At 62.8% G+C, this 22365-nt stretch carries 16 protein-coding genes; 13 read left to right on the forward strand and 3 right to left on the reverse strand.

Annotation, left to right across the window (positions count from 1 at the left end):
- The 6 genes from BBF93_RS15440 to BBF93_RS15465 form a co-directional block, all read left to right on the forward strand.
- On the forward strand, positions 1-209 hold a 209-nt coding region (locus BBF93_RS15440; RefSeq protein ID WP_162786594.1), incomplete at its 5' end, for an integrase core domain-containing protein.
- A 91-nt stretch (positions 210-300) separates the two neighbouring features.
- Entirely contained in the window at positions 301-750 is a 450-nt protein-coding gene (locus BBF93_RS15445) for a hypothetical protein (protein WP_035600305.1), read from the forward strand.
- 134 nt (positions 751-884) lie between these two features.
- Positions 885-3068 carry an excinuclease ABC subunit UvrB gene (gene uvrB, locus BBF93_RS15450; protein ID WP_114107117.1) on the forward strand — a complete coding sequence of 728 codons (2184 nt, stop codon included), beginning with the start codon at positions 885-887 and terminating at the stop codon, positions 3066-3068.
- Positions 3069-3443: 375 nt separating this feature from the next.
- Positions 3444-3746 (forward strand): hypothetical protein, encoded by a 303-nt coding sequence (locus BBF93_RS15455; RefSeq protein ID WP_114106518.1) that lies wholly within the window; start codon positions 3444-3446, stop codon positions 3744-3746.
- Between the two features lie 100 nt (positions 3747-3846).
- Positions 3847-4767: a HEPN domain-containing protein gene (locus BBF93_RS15460; RefSeq protein WP_114107118.1), complete on the forward strand. Its 921-nt coding sequence runs from the start codon at positions 3847-3849 to the stop codon at positions 4765-4767.
- A gap of 412 nt (positions 4768-5179) precedes the next feature.
- A complete protein-coding gene (locus tag BBF93_RS15465; RefSeq protein WP_114106519.1) occupies positions 5180-7516 on the forward strand; it encodes a TonB-dependent receptor in 2337 nt (778 codons plus the stop codon).
- A 146-nt stretch (positions 7517-7662) separates the two neighbouring features.
- Here the strand turns inward: BBF93_RS15465 and BBF93_RS15470 are convergent, their stop codons facing one another.
- A complete protein-coding gene (locus BBF93_RS15470) occupies positions 7663-8391 on the reverse strand; it encodes a TetR/AcrR family transcriptional regulator (protein WP_370454426.1) in 729 nt (242 codons plus the stop codon).
- A gap of 141 nt (positions 8392-8532) precedes the next feature.
- Between BBF93_RS15470 and BBF93_RS15475 the strand changes: the two genes are divergently transcribed.
- Together BBF93_RS15475 and BBF93_RS15480 are read left to right on the forward strand one after the other, a co-directional pair.
- Positions 8533-9408, forward strand: coding sequence for an alpha/beta fold hydrolase (locus BBF93_RS15475; RefSeq protein ID WP_114106521.1), 876 nt, complete (start codon positions 8533-8535; stop codon positions 9406-9408).
- Positions 9405-10691, forward strand: a complete 1287-nt coding sequence (locus BBF93_RS15480) for an MFS transporter (protein WP_035601379.1) — start codon at positions 9405-9407, stop codon at positions 10689-10691. The genes BBF93_RS15475 and BBF93_RS15480 overlap by 4 nt, the downstream gene beginning before the upstream one ends.
- 15 nt (positions 10692-10706) lie before the next feature.
- Here BBF93_RS15480 and BBF93_RS15485 read toward each other — a convergent pair whose 3' ends face one another.
- Positions 10707-11420 (reverse strand): ABC transporter permease, encoded by a 714-nt coding sequence (locus BBF93_RS15485; RefSeq protein WP_233349163.1) that lies wholly within the window; start codon positions 11418-11420, stop codon positions 10707-10709.
- Between the two features lie 363 nt (positions 11421-11783).
- Between BBF93_RS15485 and BBF93_RS15490 the strand changes: the two genes are divergently transcribed.
- On the forward strand, positions 11784-12332 hold the full coding sequence (locus tag BBF93_RS15490; protein WP_035601383.1) for a GcrA family cell cycle regulator: 549 nt from the start codon (positions 11784-11786) through the stop codon (positions 12330-12332).
- Between the two features lie 90 nt (positions 12333-12422).
- Here the strand turns inward: BBF93_RS15490 and BBF93_RS15495 are convergent, their stop codons facing one another.
- The gene (locus BBF93_RS15495; RefSeq protein WP_084324402.1) at positions 12423-13808 is read right to left on the reverse strand and encodes a cell wall metabolism sensor histidine kinase WalK; all 1386 of its coding nucleotides are present in this window, start codon (positions 13806-13808) and stop codon (positions 12423-12425) included.
- Positions 13809-14021: 213 nt separating this feature from the next.
- Between BBF93_RS15495 and BBF93_RS15500 the strand changes: the two genes are divergently transcribed.
- The 4 genes from BBF93_RS15500 to BBF93_RS15515 all read left to right on the forward strand — a co-directional run bounded on the left by BBF93_RS15500 (position 14022) and on the right by BBF93_RS15515 (position 22281).
- A complete protein-coding gene (locus BBF93_RS15500; RefSeq protein ID WP_035601385.1) occupies positions 14022-15491 on the forward strand; it encodes an efflux transporter outer membrane subunit in 1470 nt (489 codons plus the stop codon).
- A 5-nt stretch (positions 15492-15496) separates the two neighbouring features.
- Positions 15497-16762: an efflux RND transporter periplasmic adaptor subunit gene (locus BBF93_RS15505; protein ID WP_035601387.1), complete on the forward strand. Its 1266-nt coding sequence runs from the start codon at positions 15497-15499 to the stop codon at positions 16760-16762.
- On the forward strand, positions 16759-19980 hold the full coding sequence (locus BBF93_RS15510; RefSeq protein WP_114106523.1) for an efflux RND transporter permease subunit: 3222 nt from the start codon (positions 16759-16761) through the stop codon (positions 19978-19980). The genes BBF93_RS15505 and BBF93_RS15510 overlap by 4 nt, the downstream gene beginning before the upstream one ends.
- Before the next feature lie 90 nt (positions 19981-20070).
- A complete protein-coding gene (locus tag BBF93_RS15515) occupies positions 20071-22281 on the forward strand; it encodes a M13 family metallopeptidase (RefSeq protein WP_114106524.1) in 2211 nt (736 codons plus the stop codon).
- Positions 22282-22365: the final 84 nt, after the last annotated feature.

Raw genomic sequence — 22365 nt, forward strand, 5'->3', positions numbered from 1 at the left:
ACATCCAGCCCGGCAAGCCGCAGCAGAATGCCTATGTCGAGCGCTACAATCGGACGGTCCGCCAGGAATGGCTCGGCCAGTTCATCTTCAACACGATCGAGGAGGTCAAGGAACACGCCACCCGGTGGCTATGGTCTTACAACAACCAGCGCCCGAACATGGGTATCGGCGGCATCACCCCCGCCATGAAACTCAAACTTGCCGCGTGAAGTCCAGCAATCCGGTCGCTTAAAAATGGGAGGATTACCATCCGACCGGCTTCCGGTATTGATCTAAAACAAATATTCTGGGGAACCCCTAATGAAGAAAATTTTCGCGCTACTACCGGTGGTAGTGGCCCTGACCGCCTGCGCGACAGTCACACGTGGCACAACGGAAGCCTTCGTTGTCGAAACCACGCCTTCCGGCGCATCGGTCACCACCAGCTTGGGGCTGAGCTGCAGCCCAACCCCATGCGCCATCCCGAAAGTGAAGCGCGAATCCGAGTTCACCGTCACGATTGCGAAGGAAGGCTTTGAAACCACCACCCACAACGTCACGCACCAGATGTCTGGCGGCGGCGGTGCGGGCATGGCCGGCAACGTGATCCTGGGCGGCGGCATTGGCGCCCTGGTGGACGCCAATAACGGCGCCACGCAGGAGCTCGTGCCGAACCCGCTGCGCGTGACGCTCCAGCCGGCAGCCCCGGCTGTCGCTGCCGCTCCGGCGGCATCTGAAGCGGCGGCGATGGCCGAAGCGCCCACCAGCTAAGCGGGTTTCTCCCGGCAGCGGCCGGGCCGGGACGGCGCGAAGCCTCGCTTTGCGTCTTTCCGGCCCCGGTCCAGCGCACCGAACAATACAAGAACACCCTTTACTCTCTCCCCGCCCGGCCCAATATGGCCGGCATGGCCCGCTCCTCCCGTCCCCCCGCTCGCGGCGTCGCTGACGCTTCTGCTGCCTTCGCCTTCGATGGCGCCGCGCTTGATGCCGCCGGCCGCCTCCCGTCAGACCAGTGGACGCCCCACCGGCCGGACCGGGACTGGGTGAAGCTGGAAGGCGGCAAGCGCTTTCGCGTCGCCTCCGAATACGAACCCGCGGGCGACCAGCGCACCGCCATCCCCGAGCTTGTGGACGGCATCAAGGGCGGCGAGCGCGACCAGGTCCTCCTCGGCGCCACCGGCACAGGCAAGACCTTCACCATGGCCAAGGTCATTGAGGCCACCCAGCGCCCCGCCCTCATCCTCGCGCCGAACAAGACCCTCGCTGCCCAGCTCTATGGCGAGTTCAAATCCTTCTTCCCGGACAATGCGGTCGAATACTTCGTCTCCTATTACGATTACTACCAGCCCGAGGCCTATGTTCCGCGCTCGGACCTTTACATCGAGAAGGAAAGCTCCATCAACGAGGCCATCGACCGGATGCGCCACTCGGCCACCCGTGCCATCCTGGAACGCGACGACGTCATCATCGTCGCCTCGGTCTCCTGCCTCTATGGCATCGGCTCGGTGGAGAGCTACACCTCCATGACCTTCACCCTGAAGGCCGGCGACCGGATCGACCCCAAGGACGTCACCCAGCGCCTCGTCGCCAACCAGTATACCCGCAACGATGTCGCCTTCGGCCGCGGCGCCTTCCGCGTGAAGGGCGATGTCATCGACATCTTCCCCGCCCACTATGAGGACCGCGCCTGGAAGCTCTCCTTCTTCGGCGATGAGCTGGAATCCATCACCGAGTTCGATCCCCTCACGGGACGGACGATGCAGAAGCTGCCCCAGGTCAAGATCTACGCCAACAGCCACCACGTCACGCCGCGCCCGACGCTCAACCAGGCCATCGAGAAGATCAAGGCGGAGCTGAAGACCACCATCGCCCATTTTGAAAAGAACGGAAAACTCCTCGAAGCCCAGCGCATCGAGCAGCGCACCCAGTACGACCTCGAAATGCTCGCCGCCACCGGCTCCTGCAATGGCATCGAGAACTATTCCCGCTACCTCACCGGCCGCAAGCCCGGCGAGCCGCCCCCCACCCTCTTCGAATACCTGCCCGAGAACGCCCTCGTCTTCACCGACGAGTCCCACCAGACGATCCCCCAGATCGGCGCCATGTTCAAAGGCGACTTCTCCCGCAAGTCCACCCTCGCCGAATACGGCTTCCGCCTGCCCTCCTGCATCGACAACCGCCCCCTCAAATTCGAGGAATGGGATGCCATGCGTCCCCAGACGGTCCACGTCTCCGCCACCCCCGGCAGCTGGGAGCTGGAGCGCACGGGCGGCGTGTTCACCGAGCAGGTCATCCGCCCCACCGGCCTGATCGACCCGCCGGTCGAGGTTCGCCCCGTCTCCAATGACGGCGCCAACCAGGTCGACGACATCATGGCCGAGGCCAAGGCCGCCGCCGCCCGCGGCCACCGCACACTGATCACCACCCTGACGAAAAAGATGGCGGAAAACCTGACAGACTTCCTCCACGAGAACGGGGTGAAGGTCCGCTACATGCACTCGGATGTCGACACCATCGAGCGCATCGAGATCATCCGCGACCTGCGCCTCGGCGTATTCGATGTCCTCGTCGGCATCAACCTCCTGCGCGAGGGGCTCGACATTCCCGAATGCGGCCTCGTCGGCATTCTTGACGCCGACAAGGAAGGGTTCCTGCGCTCGGAAACCTCCCTCGTCCAGACCATCGGCCGCGCCGCGCGCAATGCCGAGGCCAAGGTCATTCTGTATGCGGACCGGGTCACCGGCTCAATGCAGCGCGCCATGGACGAAACCAGCCGCCGCCGCGAAAAACAGATGGCCTATAACGCCGAGCACGGCATCACGCCCCAAACCATCAAACGCGCCGTGTCAGACATCCTCTCCGAACTCGGCGAGAAGCCCTCGGCCTCCCGCTCCCGCCGCAACCGCGAACGCGGCGTCGCCGAAGAAAAGCCCCTGCCACTTCGGGGTGAAACCGGGCACAACCTCAAGGCTGCCATCGCCAGCCTCGAAAAACAGATGCGCGAAGCCGCCGCGAACCTCGAGTTCGAAACGGCCGCGCGGCTACGGGACGAGGTCAAGCGACTGCGGGAAGAGGATTTGGGGATCTGACTTCAACGAGCAGAGTGTTGAATGGATGTTCGGTTGGGCGGGCTTTTTCTGTCTGGTTTTCGCGACTTGGCCAACTGCCGACGGGTCCGCTGTTTTGTAAACCCCACTGAATAAGCGCGCTTATCCCTCAACTCTCTCGTCACCCTCGGCGGGCGCCAGCCCGTCAGAGCAACTGTCTTGGTGTCATGCGTCGTTTCGCTGTTTTTGCGCTCATCGCGTTGAGGCTGACGAGGCGGCGCCGGGCGATAGCGATGAGACAGGTTTCGCCGGTTTTTCCGGTGGCGAAATAACGGGCCGTGAGTAGGCTCCGTTCTCACCCTCCTTTAACCACTACACTGCTACCCCTAGCGCCAGCAGCGTAGAGGAGCCCCCAAGATGTGGATTCACCGCAAGGAACACTTCCGGAATGCCAATGCCAGCCCGGAGCGCTCCCGCGTGGCGGCCACCATCTATTATCGCCCCGATGGCCGCGACGCCCCGCCCCGCCAGGGCTGGGCCGAGAGTTGCCCGATCTGCGGCGCGTCTATCCGCGTGTCAAAGCCCTCCCATGGCGGCACCTTCGTCTCCGAAGTCCTCCCCTCGGGCCGCCACATCCCCCACCCCTGCTTTGACCGTCTGAAAGGCAAACGCCCGAGCGACGAAACGCTGGACCTTTTCGAATGGCAGCCAACCAACTAGGGCACAGCGCACTCTGACTCAGTTTCCTGCTCATAAGAGGCTCGGCTGAAGGGAGGATTGGCGCTTTGCACGCCATGCGGCGCTCCTTAAGATGACCATGATGCGAACCGACCTCGACCACCTCCCTCATGGCAAGCAGCGCGAACTCGCCCGCGTGACGGAGATCCTGTTCGAGGAATTTGCCGACGCCATGGCGGGGGCTTCTTCCCCGAAGAAGAAGCAAGGCCGCATCCTCAAGATTATCCTGTTCGGGTCCTATGCGCGCGGGACCTGGGTGGACGAGCCCCATACCGCCAAGGGATACCTCAGCGACTATGACCTGCTGATCGTCGTCAATCACCAGACTCTGGTCGAATTCGCCACCTACTGGTACCGGGCCGAAGACCGCATCATGCGGGAGACAGGCATCAGGACACCGGTCAATTTCATCGTGCATACGATGGAGGAGGTGAACGATGCTCTCCGGCAGGGCCAATACTTCTTCACGGACATCATCAAAGAGGGCATCGCGCTTTACGACCTCAAGGGCAGCACGCCTTTCGTGACGCCACAGCCGCTGACGGCTGAGGAGGCGCTGGCGACGGCTGAGAAGCATTTTGAGGAAAGGTTTCCCCGCATTGAGCAGGCCCTCACGGGCGCCAGCTTCTACGTGACTCAACGCAATTTGAGAGACGCGGCATTCACATATCATCAAGCCGTGGAGCGCGCCTATACCTGCCTCCTCCTTGTAGAGACAAACTACTCACCATCGACGCACAGCATTAAGTTCCTCCGCTCCCTCGCAGAGCAGATCGAGCCAGACCTGATCGCCGCCTGGCCACGTGAAACCAAGCACGACCGGCGTCTGTTTGAACTGCTGAAACGCGGATATGTTGATGCGCGGTACTCAGAGCATTATGCGATCACGGTCGAAGAATTAGCCTGGCTTGGTGAGCGGGCAGAGGTCCTGCGGGGGCTTGTTGAAAAGCGGTCGCGAGACAAGATCGAACAATTGAAGGCCGATGCATGGAATGGGGATTGAGTTTCATGCAGTCAGTTTTTCTCAAAAATTGTCGGGCGCAACGAGATGGGCTCCGCCGATGAGAGGCATAGCGGCAATCAATCGCTTTGCGACCGTGTGACAGTCAGCTGAGCTGCAGAGTCATGGGTTTTCTGCCCTAGCTTCAGGGTCCTAAACTTGAGCAGACGTACGTGGCGTCTGGGATAGGATCAGGAGGAAATACCTGACACAGGCCGCCCCCTGGAAGCTGGCCGGGAGCTTGCCCACCAATCGAAGCTTCCGTTGGAGTTTTCCCGCGCCCGCTGCCGCGCGCGGGCCACCAGTGTTGCACCCGGAACACATTGACAGGCCGCGCCGGCCCTGTCATTTCAACACCTGTTGAAAATCAACGCTTGTTGAAAAAAGCTCGCTAACGGGCATACGGGAGGACAATATGGCCGTAAAATTCAATCGATTCATGGCATTGGCGATGTGCGCCACGGCGCTCACGCCGGTCGCCGCCTATGCGCAAGGCGCGCCGGAAGAGACCGCCGCCTCTGACGAGCGCCGCTTCGGCGCCATCGTCGTCACCGCCCAGCGCCGCGAGGAAAACCTCCTCGACGTGCCGCTCTCGGTCTCCGCCTTCAGCGGCGACCTGCTGGCAGACCTGGGCATCCAGACCATGGACGAGGTCGCCAAGATCTCCCCCAACGTGACCCTGGAAGTCTCGCGCGGGACGAACAATACCATCTCCGCCTTCATCCGCGGCGTCGGCCAGCAGGACCCCGTTTCGGGCTTTGAGGCGGGCGTCGGCATCTATGTCGATGACGTCTATCTCAACCGTCCGCAGGGCGCGGTTCTGGAGGTCTATGACGTTGAAAGGATTGAGGTTCTGCGTGGGCCGCAGGGCACGCTCTATGGCCGCAACACGATTGGCGGCGCGGTGAAATATGTCACCAAGGGCCTCTCGGATGATCCCACCTTCAAGGCGCGCGGCGTGCTGGGCAGCTATGGGCAGAAGGATGTGGTGGCGTCCGGTTCGGTGCCGCTGGCAGAGACTTTCCGCATCGGCGGCGGCATCGGCGTCTTCACCCGCGACGGCTTCGGCGAGAACCTGATCACCGGCGAAGACAACTACAACAAAGACGTCCTCTCCGCCCGCCTCTCCGCCGAATGGGATGTCACGGACTCCTTCCAGCTGCGCCTCGCGGGCGACTATATGAATGACGAGTCGAATGCCCGTCAGGGGCATCGTCTGATCCCGGATCTTTTCCCGCCCTCGACATATCCCGTGCTTGGCAATGTCTATGACAACCGCGCCGGCCTGGATGTGGTAGAGCAGAAAGTGGAAGTATATGGCGGATCGCTGGTGGCTGAATATGAGGTCAGCGACACGATCACGCTGAAGAATATCCTCGCCTACCGTGAAGATGAAGGCACGAGCCCGATCGACTTCGACGCCCTGCCGGTTGCAGACGTCGATGTTCCCGGCATCTACACCAATGATCAGCTGTCGAACGAGTTCCAGGTTCTGTATTCCGGTGACCGGCTGAACGGCATAGTCGGCGCCTATTATCTGGATGCCAACTCCTCGACCGTGTTTGACGTGCTGCTCGGCACCACGGGCGCGCTCCTCGGCCTGCCGGGCCTGAACGCCCAGACCTTTGGCGAAGTCAGCACCGAAACCTGGTCGATCTTCGCCGACTTCACCTATGACCTGACCGATCAGTTCGCCATCTCGCTCGGCGGGCGGTACACAGAAGACAAGCGGTCTTCGATCGTCCTGCGCCGCACCTATATTGGCGGCTTCTCGCCCTTCTTCGGTGGGCCCGGCGTGCCGATCGCGACAACGTCAAACTTTGACGGCTCCGCCAAGTTTGATGATTTCAGCCCCCGCGTCTCGCTGACCTACAAGCCGGTTGAGAACCACACTCTGTACACGACCTATTCCCAGGGCTTCAAGGGCGGCTCGTTCGACCCGCGTGGCCAGACCACCGCCGCGCCCGATCTCGATCAGAACGGCACGGTCTCTCCGGAGGAAGTGTTCGCCTTCATGCAGTTCGAACCCGAAGAGGTCGACAGCTACGAGATCGGCTGGAAAGCAAGCACCTTTGAGGGCCGCCTGCAGACGAGCCTCGCCGGCTTCTTTATGGATTACCAGAACGTCCAGATCCCAGGCTCGGTCGGCATCGACACCAATGGTGACGGCGTCAACGACACCTTCACCGGCGTGACCACTAACGCCGCCTCGGCAGACCTCTGGGGTATCGAGTTTGAAGGCACAGCGGTGCTCAGCGAAGAGATGTTCAACGAGTCCGATATGCTCACCTCGGCCCTGTCGGTTGGCTATATCAATGCGGAATTCAACGAGTTCATCGACGCCTTCGGCAATGACGTGGCAGACCAGCGCGTGTTCCAGAACACGCCGGAATGGACGGGCAGCCTCCGCCTGACCTATGACACGCCCTTCCACATCCTGCAGAAGCCGGGCCGCCTGACCCTCAACACCCTCGCCTCCTATCGCAGCAAGTCGAGCCAGTTTGAAGTTCGCAGCCCGCTGGACCAGGAAGCCTACACGCTGGTTGATCTTGGCCTTCGCTGGAAACCGGATGACAGCCGCTGGGGCTTCACCTTCACCGGCAAGAACCTGACGGACGAGCGCTACAAAGTGGCCGGATACAACTTCATCAACCCGGTCACCGGCGCGCCGACGCTGGGCCTGGAAGGCGTGCTGAATGCCTATTATGGCGATCCGCGCACCTTCAGCATCGGTGTGGATTACGAGTTCTAGGTCTGGAGCGTTTCCTCCCGGCTGTGTCTCGCGGGGACACTGAGACACAACCATTCCAGACCTACCTTCAGGGCGGTGCCTCACGGCGCCGCCCTTTTTTTCCTTATGCGGATGAGATTGCCGCCGCCCCTGCGGCAGCCGGGGTTTTAACCCCGCTTTGCGGCGCGGCGCTTGGGCGCCGGAGGGGTGAGGGCAGCGGGCGCCGCGCGGCGGGGCGCTTCAAAGCCCCCGGCGATGAAATGCACCATATGCTCGCAGGCGTCGGCGAGGTCATCAGACCGGCATACACCGCCGGAGAGATGGTCGATCCGGCCCGTCTGGGCGAGCGCGAGGGTCAGCGCGCCAGAGAAACACTGATAGCCCCAATAGAGGTCTTTCTCGTCCATTCCCGGAAGCGAGAGGCGCAGCGCGTCCAGAAACTGGCGGATCAGCGGATCGAAATGCTCCGCCATCAGCCGGCCGCCCCAACCAGGCGAGTTGTTCACATAGGCAACGAGGGCGTAGTAATTCTTCCAGCCCTGATCTTCCAGATGCGGCCCGGTCAGCATCGGCTCCAGATACGCCCGGATGATCGCCTCGACGGTGGGCGGCTGCGGGCGCGCTGCTTCGATGGCGGCTTTCAGCGCCTCTTCGCGCCAAAGGTTCACGATCTGCGCCCGGCGAATGAAAACCGCGTCGAACAACTGCTTCTTCGGGCCGAAATAATAGTTTGGCAGGGCAAGGTCGACCCCTGCCCGCTTGGCGATTGTCCGCAGGGTGACGCCGTCGAAACCATGGGCACTGAACTCGGCTTCGGCCGCATCCAGGATGGCGGTCCGGCGATCTGCTTTCGGCGGCGGCGTTTTACTACGCGCGGTCAGGGTGTTCCTCCTCAGGCCTTGTTCCCCTTAGGGTATGAACCAGACAGCCTGCTTGTCAAAGTGGCCCATTGCGCTTGCCTTTGTGCGCGCTTTGCGTCTATTTTTCAACATCTGTTGAAAACGGAACATCAGCTTCCGTAGGGGGAGACAAGGCGCATGCTGCCAGAGGGCACCGATATCACCTGGACATCGCAGGATGGCCTGGCACTTTACGCGAGATCCTATGGCCCTGAAGACGCCCGCCTCACCGTGCTCTGCATCCATGGGCTGAGGCGCAATCATCAGGATTTCGAGCCGATGATCGCCGCCCTGCCCGGCCATTATCGCTATATCGCGGTGGATGTGCGCGGGCGCGGGAAATCTGCCTATGATCCGAATACCGACAATTACCAGCCGCCCGTCTACGCAAGGGACATGCTGGCCCTGCTCGATACGCTCGGAATAAAACGCGCCGCCCTGATCGGCACCTCCATGGGCGGGCTGATCTCGCTGCTCATGGCGCGGGCCGCGCCGGGGCGCGTGGCCGGTATCGTGCTGAATGATATCGGCCCGGCAGTGGAGAAAACCGGCATCGCGCGGATCGCCTCCTATGCCGGCAAGGTCGCCCCCGTCACCGATTGGGAGAGTGCGGCAGCCGCCGTGAAGACACTTCAGGGCGCCGCCTTTCCGGACATGACCGATGAGCGCTGGATGGATTTTGCCCGGCGCACTTACAAAGAGCTGCCGACCCGCCAGGTCGTCCCCGCCTATGATCCCGGAATTGCCAGATCGCTGGGCAAGGTAAAGCCCGGCGCCATCACCAGCTTCCTGATGTGGCGCCTGTTCGGCGCTGCAAAAAAGGCGCCCCTGCTGATCATCCGTGGAGAGATTTCCGACATTCTGTCGGCGGAGACAGCAGAAAGGATGGCGAAGCGGTATCCCGATGCCACCCTCGCCACCGTGCCGCGCGTCGGCCATGCGCCCATCCTGGATGAACCCCAGGCCGTTTCCGCCATCACTGCCTTCCTCAGCCGTCTGGAGACTGCGGCATGACCAGCCCTGCCCTGCCGCAAGCCGCTCCGAAGATTTCCGGCCGCGCCTGGATCCTTGCGGTCCTGACCCTGACCTACACATTCAACCATGTGGACCGGCAGATCCTCGTGATCCTGCTGGAGCCGATCAAGGCGGACTTCAACCTCACCGACGCGCATGTCGGCTGGCTTACTGGTCTCGTCTTCGCTGCTTTCTACGCCACCATCGGTATCCCCGTCGCGATGTGGGCCGACCGCGGCAACCGCCGCAATATCATCGCCCTGGCGCTCGGCCTCTGGTCGGCAATGACGGCACTCTCGGGTCTGGCACAGAATTTCTGGCATCTTCTCCTTGCGCGCATGGGCGTGGGGATCGGAGAAGCTGGCGGCACCCCGCCTGCCACATCGATGATCGCCGACCTCTACCCACCGCAGGAACGCGCCATGGCTCTTGGCATCTACACCAGCGGGATCGGCCTCGGCATCATGGCGGGCTTCGCGCTCGGGGGGTATATCTATGAACTCTATGGCTGGCGGGTCGCCTTTTTCGTCGCCGGTGTTCCGGGATTGATCCTGGCCCTGATCGTCCGCTTCGGCATTCGCGAGCCCGTCCGCGGCCTTGCCGACCAGCGCAGGGATGATGGCCCCGCGCCTTCAATCGGTGAAACGCTGAAATTCATCAGCGGGCAGTCATCCTATCTCTGGCTCCTTGCCGGATGCCTGCTGATCTGCATTTCGGCAAACGCCTTTCTTGTCTTCACCTCCAGCCATCTGCAGCGCACCTATGGTCTTTCCCCTGGCCAGGTCTCGCTGCCGCTCGGCATCCTGATCGGCGGGGTGGGCAGCGTCGGAGCTATTGTGCTCGGGCGGGTCTGCGATACGCTGTCGAAGAAGGATTTGCGCTGGCGCCCGCTGATCATCGCGCTCTGCGCGGCCATTGCCCTGCCCTTTGCGTGGATGTTCCTGCGCGCGCCGACAGTAGAGATGGCCTATGCCTGGAACATCGTGCCGAGCTTCATCGGCCTCATCTATGCCAGCGTCGCCTATACGGCCTCGCAGGAGCTCGTGAAGCTGCGGATGCGGTCGTTCGCCTCCGCTTTCATGCTGTTCTGCCTGACGCTTGTCGGTATCGGCTGCGGTCCGCTGATTGCCGGCCTCCTGTCGGATCATTTCGCCGCCCAGGGCGCCGCCCAGCCGCTTGCCCGCGCGCTGGAGCTGATCCTGCTCTTCAACGCGGCGAGCATCGTCTGTCTGCTGATGTCAACACGCAGCTATCGGAAGGACATCGAAAGGGCAGCGCAGTAAGGACGCTCCGCTTCGTCAGGCCTTGAGCTTGTAGCCCTTGCGGAACAGCAGCCAGACCCAGACCATGGATACCAGCGACAGGATGCCGGTATAGGCCACGCCCACCAGGATCGACCCGTTGGCCACGCCAAGGTGCCCATAACGATAGCCGTCGATCATGTAGAAGATCGGGTTGAAATGCGCGATGGTCTGGAACGGCTCGACCATCACCTTGATGTCGTAGAAGGTGCCCGACAGGAATGTCAGCGGCACGATCACGAAGTTGGTCACTGCGGCCAGATGGTCGAACTTGTCCGCCCAGATGCCGCCATAGGCGCCGAGCGCCCCCAGAATGATGGCCGAGGTGAGGGTGAACCACAGGATCGGCCAGACATGCGCCACCGACAGATTGGCCAGCCCCGACAGCTGGATCGCAATCGCGGAGATCGCCGCCACGACGAGGCCGCGCGTCACCGCCCCGCCCAGGAACGCAATCGTCAGCTCCAGCGGCGACAGCGGCGGCATCAGGAAGTCCACATGCGTGGAATTGAACTTGGCCTGCAGCAGGCTTGAACTCGTATTGGCGAAGGCGTTCTGCAGGATCGCCATCATGATCAGGCCGGGCGCCAGGAAGTCGTTATAATTCAGCCCCTCGAAATCGCCCGTCAGCCGCCCGCGATCCCCGAACGCCAGCTTGAACACCGTCATGAACAGCAGCGTGGTCACCACCGGGGCGAAAACGGTCTGCATCCAGACTTTCAGAAAACGGCCAACCTCCCTTTTGTAGAGTGTCCACAGGCCAAGGCCGTTGAAAGCGCCATATTGGCGAAGGCGAGATTGCGAAGTGCCGGGAATCGTATCCATGCAAGGCAAATAAGCGATGCGCGCGGGTTGCGCGAGGGGTGCGCCTCGACTTTTCCGGCCCGCCTGCCTGTGGAATCCTTAACACAACATATAGAAACTCTGTGGAAAGCGCGGGGCCCATGTTGTGTTTCATTTCGGTCCTGATACGATATCTAGGTGTCGAGAGGGGCGGCGTTTACCAGCCGTCACAACATCTAGTGGGTTTGGGCTCAGTATGGGGTTCAGCCCAAAGCGGGAGACCTGCAAGCCATGTCATGGACTGATGAACGGGTAACAGTGCTCAAGAAGCTGTGGGCCGAAGGCCATTCGGCTTCTCAGATTGCCAAACAATTGGGCGGGGTGACCCGCAATGCCGTGATCGGCAAGGTTCACCGCCTTGGCCTGTCGGGCCGCGCGACCCCGTCGCGCCCTGTGAAGCGTCCGCCGCGCCTGGCGCGTCCGAAGCCCCGTTTCGTGGTCGAGGCGGCAAGCCCCGCCGCTGCAGCACCTGCAGCAGCACCGGCCGCAAAAGTGCTTCCTGGCCTGACCGATGTTCCGGCCGCCCCGGAGCGCGCCACCGCCCTTGCCCCGCTGCCGCCGCTGCCGATGGCAGACGGCACCCCGGCCACCATCCTCACCCTGCGCGACTCCATGTGCAAATGGCCGATCGGCGACCCCGCCGACCCGAAATTTGCTTTCTGCGGACGCAAGGCAGACTGCGGACCCTATTGCGCTGAGCACGCAGCCGTTGCATTCCAACCTGCAAGAAAGCGCGAAGGCCGCAAAGAATACGACTACGTCCGGCGCATTGCGGGCTGACAAGCCCAGCATTCCATCTCGCCAGACGGAAGGAAGCCCCCGGTGCCCCCCGCCCCGGGGGCTTTACCGTTCAGGGACACTCTCGATCAGCTAGACACCCTGGTTTTCCCGCGCAGCCGGCAACCAGACGCCAAACGCCGTGCCCTGCCCCATCACCGTCTCCACCGCCAGCCCGCCGCGATGGTGGGCCATGATGTGCTTGACGATGGCAAGGCCAAGCCCCGTCCCGGTGATCTTGCCGCCCCGGCTCTGATCGGCGCGGTAGAACCGCTCGCCAAGGCGCGGCAGGTGTTCCCGCTCAATGCCCGGCCCCTGATCCTCCACCCGCATCCAGACCGTCGGCTCATTGATGGCCACGCGGTTTGAGGTCTGCAGCAGGGTCATGCGCTCGCTGTCCGGCCAGGCCTGCGCCGCCTCGGTCCGCGCCGCGAACGCATCGGCCGCCACGCCGCACCGGATCGTCACCTTGTGCCCGCCCTTGGAATATTTGATCGCGTTGGAGACGAGGTTTTCGACGACCTGGATGAGTTCATCCCGATTGGCGGTCACCGCCGGCAGAGCTTCGGGCTCATCAAATACCAGCTCAACCCCCTTCTCGCTCGCCAGCGGCTGCAATGCGTCCACCGAACTCATGACGATATCGCCGAAATGCTCCCGCGCCGTCGGCTGCACATGTTCAGCGCTCTCGATCCGCGAAAGGGACAGGAGATCCGCGATCAGGCGGCTCATCCGCTCTGTTTCCCCCGCCATGATGCTGAGAAAGCGGTCCCAGGACTCCTTGTCCTCCCGGGCCGGGCCGCGCATGGTCTCGATGAAACCGGAAATGGCGGTCAGCGGCGTGCGCAGCTCATGGCTGGCATTGGCCAGGAAATCGGCGCGCGCGCGCGCGGCCCGTTTGACCGGGGTGAGGTCTTCCAGCACGACCATCAGGTTCCCACTCCCCGGAATGGGATGAATATGCGCGCGCCACTGCTCCTCCGGGCCGATTTCCATCTCGATTTCGGCAGAGCCCAGCCCCGCCGCATTGAAACAGGTCTCGATGGCGGCCAGCAAAGCGGGCGCGCGGATGATGGCACTGGCGCGCGGCGGCGCGGACCGCCGCTGGCCGAGCCGCAGGAAAACCGCGGCGGGCTGGTTGAAAGACGTGATCCTCTGCTCATCCCGGCTGACCTCAAAAGCCGGAAGCGGCAGGGCGGAAAGAAAGTCCGCGAGGGCCATCCCCTCGCGGCGGGATGCTTCGAGCGGCTTGGCGGGCGCGGGCAGCTGCATGGCAGCAGAGCCGACATAATAAGCCGCCGCAATGGCCCCGATGACGAACATCGCGGTCAGCGCCTCGATCAGGCCGAGGGAGCCTGTCAGCGCCAAGATCAGCATCACCGTGCCGGTCGTCAGAACGAGGACTGCAAAATCCCGCGTGCGGCGCGTCATCGACTGCCGGGGCGGCTGTAAACCGTCTGTTTCAGATCCATCGCTCATAAGTACGCCACCTGTGACATCGGATTCTATCCGGTCCTTTGTTTAGCGGCTACCGCGCCCATAGCGTGAAGCCAAGATCGGCAAATCTGTAGGTCGAGATGGAATGTTGATGAGCAAGGACAAAAAGTTATTGAAAATCGATAATTTCTCATTGACGCTCGGCAAGTAGAAGCGTATCGCAACCCCAAGGCAGCCCGGAGCGCCGGAAACCGCATGAAAAATTCTTTCCTTCTTATGGGCACGGCCATGCTTGCGGCATGTGCCACTTCCCCGAGCGCCGTGGAGCGTCTGGCCACCGACCGGGAAGCCCTGTTCGCCAGCACGCCGGACGCGCCCGCCCAATGGGCGGCGCGCGGCGTTGCCGGTGTAGCCGAGACGGGCAACTGGCTCGACCAGTTCAACGACCCCGCAATGAATGAACTGGTGGCAGAAGCCGTTGTCGCAAATCCCACTCTTGAATCCCGCGCCGCCAGCCTGCGGGCGTCTGCCGCGCTTGTCCGCAGCGCGCGGGGCGCGCGGTGGCCTTCCCTCTCCGCAACGGGCAGCTTTGGCGGCACCTCGACCGGCGTGGTCCTGCCCGGCGGCGGAACCGACCGCATCAATGGCGAAAGCTATGGCCTTGGCCTCAATGCCAGCTGGGAGTTCGACCTCTGGGGACGGATTTCCAACGGCATCGCGCAGGCCGATGCCGAATATGCCGCCACAGCAGCCGACCTTGCCGCATCAGAGCTCTCGATTGCCGGCCAGACCGCCATTGCCTGGATCAACCTGAACGAAGCACTCGCGCAGGAACGCATTGCCGTCCTCACCTATGAAGCGCGTCAGCGCGCGGTGGACCTGACGGAGCCGCGCGTGCGCGCCGGTATTTACGGGCCGCTGGAACTGCGCACGGCGCGCAGCGCGCTTGCCCAGGCCGAAGCCGCCATCGCGGCGCAGCGTCAATTCTCCACCCAGGCCACCCGCAGCCTGGAAGTGCTGCTGGGCCGCTATCCTTCGGCCGAGTTGACCGCCCCGGCCGTCATTCCCGAATTGCCGCCGATGGATGTGGTGGGCAATCCCGCCCTCCTCCTGTCGCGCCGCCCGGACATTGCCGCGCTGGAAGCCCGGATTGTCGGCGCTGGCCTGCGCGCCGAAGAAGCCCGCCTCGCGCTGCTGCCCAGCCTCAGCCTCACAGGCTCGGCGGGTACCAGCGAGACCGACATTTCCGACGCGCTCGATCCCTCGCTGATCGCCGCCCGCCTGATCGGCAGCATCACCCAGCCGATCTTCAGCGGCGGGCGCCTGAACGCCCAGCGCCTGGCGGCCATCGCGCAGGCCGAAGCGGCTGTCGCCAATTATGCCAGCGCCGCGCTGGATGCCTGGCGCGAGGTGGAGAACGCTCTGACGGCGGACATCCTGATTGCCCGTCAGGAAGAGGCCCAGGGCCGCGCGCTGGAGGAAGCCCGCTTCGCCGAGGAAATCGCCGAGCGCCAGTATTCCAGCGGTACAGTGAATATCTTCAACCTGATCGACGCACAAACGCGCCGGCTGACAGCAGAAAGCCAGCTGGTATCGGCAAGGGCAGACCGCGCCCGCAACCGCATCAACTATCATCTCGCTCTGGGTGGCGGGGTTCCGGGGATGGAACTCGCTTCCGAGGAAGACCTGTTTGACACTGACGCCGCCGAAAGCGGCAGGAGATAGACGCCATGGGACGCCTGATCGCCATCATCGCACCAATTGCCATCCTGCTTGTGCTGGGGGTGGGAGGCGTCGTTGCCGTCACGGCGATGAAGCCGGAACCGGAGAAGAATGACGAGCCCAGACCCGGCCTCAACGTCTTTGCCGAACAGGTCAAATCCGGCTCCCTGACGATCACCGTCGAAGCGCAGGGCGAAGTGCGCCCCAAGCGTGAGATCATCGTTGCCCCGCAGATTTCCGGGCGCATCACCTATGTCTCGCCCGATTTTGTCGATGGCGGCTTCATCAAGCGTGGCCAGGTGCTCGTCCGTGTCGAGCCGGCTGACTATGAGCTTGCTGTCGTCCGTGCCCGGTCGGTTGTCGCCAGTGCCGAACAGGGCCTTGCCCGCGAGATTGCAGAAGCAGAACTCGCGCAGAAGGATCTGACCGACCTTGGCCTGTCGGATGCCTCCCCGCTCGCCCGCCGGGAACCGCAGCTGGCCGAAGCCCGCGCCGCCCTGGAATCGGCCAAGGCACAACTCGCCGAGGCTGAACTCAGCCTCGGGCGGACCGCCGTGATCGCGCCCTTCGATGGCCGCGTGCGGGAACGCTCGGCTGACATTGGCCAGTTCGTCTCGCCGGGCCAGTCGCTGGGTAACATCTTTGCCACCGATGTGGTGGAAGTTGCCCTGCCGCTGAAGGATGCCGACCTTGGCCAGCTTGGCCTGCCGATTGCGTTTTCCTCGACGGCTCAGACCCCCGGCCCCCGCGTCGAATTCTCCGCTGTCGTCGGCGGCCAGCCGCGTACCTGGATCGGCGAAGTCGTGCGCACCGGCGCGGCCATCAACTCGCAGACGCGCCAGATCAATGTCTTTGCCGAGCTGAAAGACCCCTTCGGTGAAGGCGCCGATGACGGCGCGCCGATGGCGCCCGGCCTGTTCGTCAATGCCCGTATCGAAGGCGCAAAGCTGGACAATATCCTGATCGCGCCGCGCGCCGCGCTGCGTGGTGACAATCGCCTGTTCATCGGCGACCCGAAAACCGGAAAGCTCTCCATCCGCCCCGTGGATGTGGCGTTTTCCGATCGCACCGGCGCGTATCTGCGCTCCGGCGTGGAGCCCGGTGAACTCGCCATCACCAGCCCCATTCAGGCAGCGTTCGACGGCATGAGCATCACCGTGCTCGAGCGCCTGCCTGACGGGACGGTGAAGGTGCATGGCGAAAAGAAAAAGGCCGATGCCGAAGCGCTCGCTGATGCCGGCACCCAGGAAGGCGGCGAAGGGAGCGCGCAATGAACGGCCTGGTCGCCTGGTTTACCCGTAACGCGGTTGCCGCCAACCTGCTGATGATCATCGCCTTTGCCGGCGGCGTGTTCGGCTACAGCGCGATGGAACGGGAAATGTTCCCGGTCGTGAAGGTTTCCGGGGCCTCGGTCTCGGTCGCCTGGAACGGCGCCTCCCCGCGCGACATCGAAGAACAGATCGTTGCCCGTATCGAGGAGGCCGTCGCCAGCATTAACGGCCTCGACCGGATTACCTCAGTCGCCACCGAAGGCTCCGGCGTGGTCAACATCCGCGGCCGGGACGACATCGACATGGATGTCTTCCTCGACGAGATCAAAATCCGCGTCGACCAGATCAACAACCTTCCGCAGGCGGCCTATCGCCCGCAGGTGACGCGCTGGGAACAGCGCAACTGGTTCATGGGCATGGTCGTCCATGGCGACGTTGACCAGAAAACGCTCCGCCGCATCGGCAAGAAGGTCCGCGACGACATCGCCCGCCTTCCCGGCGGTGAACTCGCCGTCATGCAGGGCACGATGGATGAGCAGGTCAGCATCGAAGTGTCCGAAGAAGCGCTGCGCCGGTTCGGCCTGTCGCTGAACGATGTGGCCGCCGCCGTGCGCAGCACCTCGCTCAACTCCTCGGGCGGGCGCATCGAATCCCCCGTGGGCGATGTTTCGCTGATGTCCCGCAACGTCGCCGACTCGGCCGAGCAGTTCGGCGACATCGTCATCCGCCAGACCAGCAATGAAGGCACCGTCCGCGTCAGCGATGTCGCCACCGTCATCGATGGTCTCGTCAGTGACAAGCTCAGCACCACCTTCAACGGCCGCAACACCATCTTCGTGATGACACCAGAGCCCGATCAGATGGACATCCCGAGATATGCCAAGGGCTTCCGCGATTATATCGAGCGGGCCAATGATCCGGCCAATGGCATCCTGCCCGAAGGCATGAAGATCGACATCCTCTGGGACGATTCCAAAACCTTCGATGCGCGGATGGATCTGATCACCAACTCGGCGCTGCAGGGCGCCCTGCTGGTCATGCTCGTGCTGATCCTGTTCCTGCGCCCGGTCGTGGCGTTCTGGGTCACCGTGGGCATCGTCACAGCCTTTGCCGGCGCCGTCATGCTGATGCCGTTCTTCGGCGTCTCGTGGAACATCCTCTCCACCTTCGCCGTGCTGCTGGTGATCGGCGTTATCGTCGACGATGCCATTGTCGTGGGCGAGAATATCCACAGGGAGGTGGAAACCGGCCGGCGTGAAGGTCTCGACGCTGCCATTGCCGGCACCCAGATGGTGATGAAGCCGGTGATCTTCGGCGTGCTGACGACCATCATCGCCTTCCTGCCCTGGGCCTTCATCACTGGCCCGACGCGCATGTTCACCCAGCAGATCAGCTTTGTCGTGGTCGCCGCGCTCACCTTCTCGATCATCGAGTCGATGCTGATCCTGCCCAACCACCTGTCGCACATGAAGAAGCAGGAATTTGGCGGGCGCACGGGCCGTTTCATGGCCATGCAGCGGCGCATCGCCGACAGCATGCTGTGGTTTGCCAACAACCTCTACAAGCCGGTGCTCGAACAGGCGATCCGCTTCCGTTACGCCACCGTCGCCTTCTTCTTCTCGCTGTTTGCGATTGCCGTGACGATGCAGTCCACCGGCATCGTGCCCTTCAAGTTCATGCCGGAAATCGAGGCCGATCTCATCCAGGTCAGCATCGAGATGCCCGATGGCACGCCGTATGAACGCCTGCTCCAGGTGCGCGACCAGCTTCAGAATGGCGTCGATGTCGCCAAGGCGGAGCTGTCCAAACAGTATCCGGACGTCAAGGAGGGGCTGATCCGCGATGCCTCGCTGATCGCGGCCGGCCGCCAGGTTCAGGCCTTCATCGGCCTCGTTCCGCCCGAGGAACGTCCCGAAACCATCCGCTCCAAGGACATCGCCGAACAGCTGCGCGCAGCCACCGGTGAAATCCAGGATGCCGAGACAATCGAGTTTGCCTTCACCTTCAATGAGGCAGACACGGGCGTGCAGTTCGCGCTCAGCCATCCTGAACTCGACCGGCTCCGCGAAGCGGCCGACTATCTGAAAAACCACCTTGCCACCTATTCGGAAGCCTATGACATTTCGGACAACCTCTCCTCATCGGCCGAGGAAATCCGCGTCACGCTGAAACCCGGCGCTGAAACACTGGGCATTTCTCTCAGCGATGTTTCCAGCCAGGTGGCGCAGGCCTATTACGGCATCGAAGCCCAGCGCAATCCGCGCGACGGCGAAGATGTCCGCGTGATGGTCCGCTTCCCGGAATCGGCACGCGAGGATCTCGACAGCCTCGAAACGCTCCGTATCCGCACCGCCGATGGCCGTGAGATCCCGATCACACAGGTCGCCGAATTCGAATTCGCGCCGGGCATCAACCGCATCATCCGCCGCAACCGGATGCGTTCGGTCACCATCTCTGCCGAGATCTTCGGAGATGGCGGCCGGGGACGGATCATGGGCGCGATGGAGCAGGATTTCTGGCCGGGCTTCCGCCAGCAATTCCCGGATGTGATCCGCGGCGAAGCAGGCGGGTATGAGCAGGAACAGCGCTTCTTTGCCGAAATCGGCCGCCTTCTGCTGATCGGTATCGGAGCGATGTACATGCTGCTCGCGGTGGCGTTCCGGTCCTATTCCCAGCCGCTGCTGCTGATGATGGCCCTGCCCTTCGCCTATTGCGGCGCCATCTTTGGTCTCGCCATCAGCGGCGTGCCTATGGCCATGTTCGCCTTCTTCGGCATCGCGGCCGCCGCCGGTGTCGTCATCAACGACAACCTTGTGCTGATCGATTATGTAAACCGCAGGCGAGATGAAGGCGCCGGGGCCGTGCAGGCGCTGGTCGATGCGGGCGTCTCCCGCTTCCGGCCGATCCTTCTCACCTCGGTCACAACCTTCGTCGGCATTTTGCCCCTGATGGCGGAGCGCTCCGTACAGGCACAGTTCCTCCAGCCGATGATTGTGTCGCTGGGCTATGCCGTTGCCTTCGCGCTGTTCGTGTCTCTGCTGATGGTGCCCGCACTCTATGCGGTCGGCGTGGAAATCGGGCGGATCTTCCGCTGGACATGGGGCGGCAAGCCATATCGCCAGATCGGCGAGGGTTATACCGGCCATGTTACACTGGATGAAGAGGCCCTGATGGGCACCAGCCAGGGCGGCCATGGCGCGCCGGCCCACCCGGCAGAGTAGCCTAATGCGCGACCACCCAAATTAATCAGTAAGCCGATGGCCGGGTATCCCGGCCATCGGTCGTTTTTGCAAACAGTCGGAGGACCGGAAATGAAACGTTTGCTCCTTGGCGCGGCAGTCATCGCGCTCACCACCGCTTGCGCCACAGCGCCTGCATCGCCGCCGGAAACCGGGCTTGTCCCGGCTGAAACCCCGCCCGCCAGCCAGGCAAGCGACGGAAAATACCCGACACCCGAAGGCCTCGTCCTCTCCGCGCCCGACACCTGGGGCGACTGGGGCGTAGACCTCACCGCCTTCAATACCGCAGTGCGCCCCGGCGATGACTTCAACACCCATGCAAACGGCACCTGGATCGACACGATCGAAATCCCCCCGGATCGTTCGCGCTATGGAAATTTTGACCTGCTCCGCGAAAAATCCGAACAGCGCGTGCGCCTGATCATCGAAGATCTCGCCAAGGCCGGCCCGGCCCTCGATACGCCCGAAGGCAAGATCGGCGCCTATTACGCCGCCTATCTCGATATGGATGCGATCAACGCCGCCGGGCTGGAGCCGGTGAAACCCTATTTCGATCAGATCGACGCGATTGCCAGCATCGAGGATGTCAGCCGTCTGACGGCCATGGTAGGCTTTGCCTCGCCGATCAGCGGCTATGTGTTTGTCGATGACAAGGACCCGGAAACCTACATCTTCCAGATGGGCCTCAGCGGCCTCGGCCTTCCGGACCGGGACTATTATCTGAAGACGGACGAAAAATCTGTCGAGCAGCGCGCCAAATATGTGGAGCTGCTGACAGACCTGCTCGGCAAGGCAGGGTATGCTGATCCGGCAGCGGCGGCTGCAGACGTCATGGCCTTTGAAACGGAGATGGCCAAGACACACTGGGACCGCGCCCTGTCGCGCAATCCGGAGATCACCTATAACAAACTCTCGCGCGATGAATTCTACGCCATGGCCGGCCCCTTCCCCGCCGCCATCGCGCTCGACACGATCGGCGTCGGCGATCAGGGGCATTTCCTCGTCGCGCAGGTTCCGCCAACCCAGGAAGAACTGGCGGAGGCTGGCATTTCGGCTGAAGACGCCACCAAGCTGGGCGGCGGCTTCCCGGCGATGTTCCGGCTGGCAAACGCAACGCCGCTCGACACCTGGAAAGCCTACCTGAAAGCCCATTTCCTGATCGATCATGCAGATGTCCTGCCCGATGAGATCGACCGTGAAGTCTTTGCCTTCTACGGCACCACCCTGCGCGGCCAGCCCCAGCAGCGTGAGCGCTGGAAGCGCGCGGTTTCCTCAACCGAGGGCGTGATGGGCGAGGCCATCGGCAAGGTGTTCGTCGAACGCTACTTCCCGCCGGAGAATAAAGCGGCGATGGATGAACTCGTGGCCAACCTCCGCAAGGCCATGGCGGTCAATCTCGAAGAGCTCACCTGGATGAGCGACCAGACCAAGGTGAAGGCTGAAGAAAAGCTCGACAGCTTCAACCCCAAGATCGGCTACCCCGACAAGTTCGAGACCTACGAAACCCTGGTGGTCACCTCCAACGCCCTCGACAATGCCATGGCGGCGGCCAAATGGGCAATGGAAGACAATCTGTCCGACCTCGGAACAACGGTCGACAAGACCAAATGGTTCATGACCCCGCAAACGGTCAACGCCTATTACAATCCGGCCTTCAACGAGATCGTGTTCCCGGCCGCCATCCTGCAACCGCCCTTCTTCAACCTGTCTGCTGATCCGGCCGTGAACTATGGCGCGATCGGCGGGGTGATCGGCCATGAGATGGGCCACGGCTTTGACGACCAGGGCGCCAAATACGCCCCGTCCGGCGCGCTCAGCAACTGGTGGACCCCGGAAGACCAGGCTGCCTTCCGCCAGCTCGGCGACGCGCTGGTGGCGCAGTATAACGGCTATTGCCCGCTCGATGACGGGGCCACCTGCGTCAATGGCCGCCTGACCCTTGGCGAGAATATTGGCGACCTTGGCGGCCTCTCGATGGCCTACAAGGCTTACCAACTCAGCCTGGATGCCGATGGCGACGGCGTGGTCAGCGCAGACGAGCAGGCCCCCGTCATCGATGGCCTCACCGGTGACCAACGCTTCTTCCTCGGCTGGGCGCAGGTCTGGCGCTCGAAATACCGTGACGAAGCCAAGCGCCAGCAATTGCTGACCGATCCTCACTCCCCGCCGGAGTACCGGATCAACGGCGTCGTGCGTAACCTCGATGAATGGTACGCGGCTTTCGGCGTCACCGAAGACGCGCCGCTTTACCTGCCGCCGGAACAGCGCGTCCGGATCTGGTAACCGCTGAAACGAGGACTGACCGGGAGGGTGAATGCCTCCCGGTCCGTTCGCCATTAACCGTCAAAATCGTGCGACTGGCAGATC

This window comes from Hyphomonas sp. CACIAM 19H1, assembly GCF_003325995.1.
GTDB classification, from domain to species: domain Bacteria; phylum Pseudomonadota; class Alphaproteobacteria; order Caulobacterales; family Hyphomonadaceae; genus Hyphomonas; species Hyphomonas polymorpha.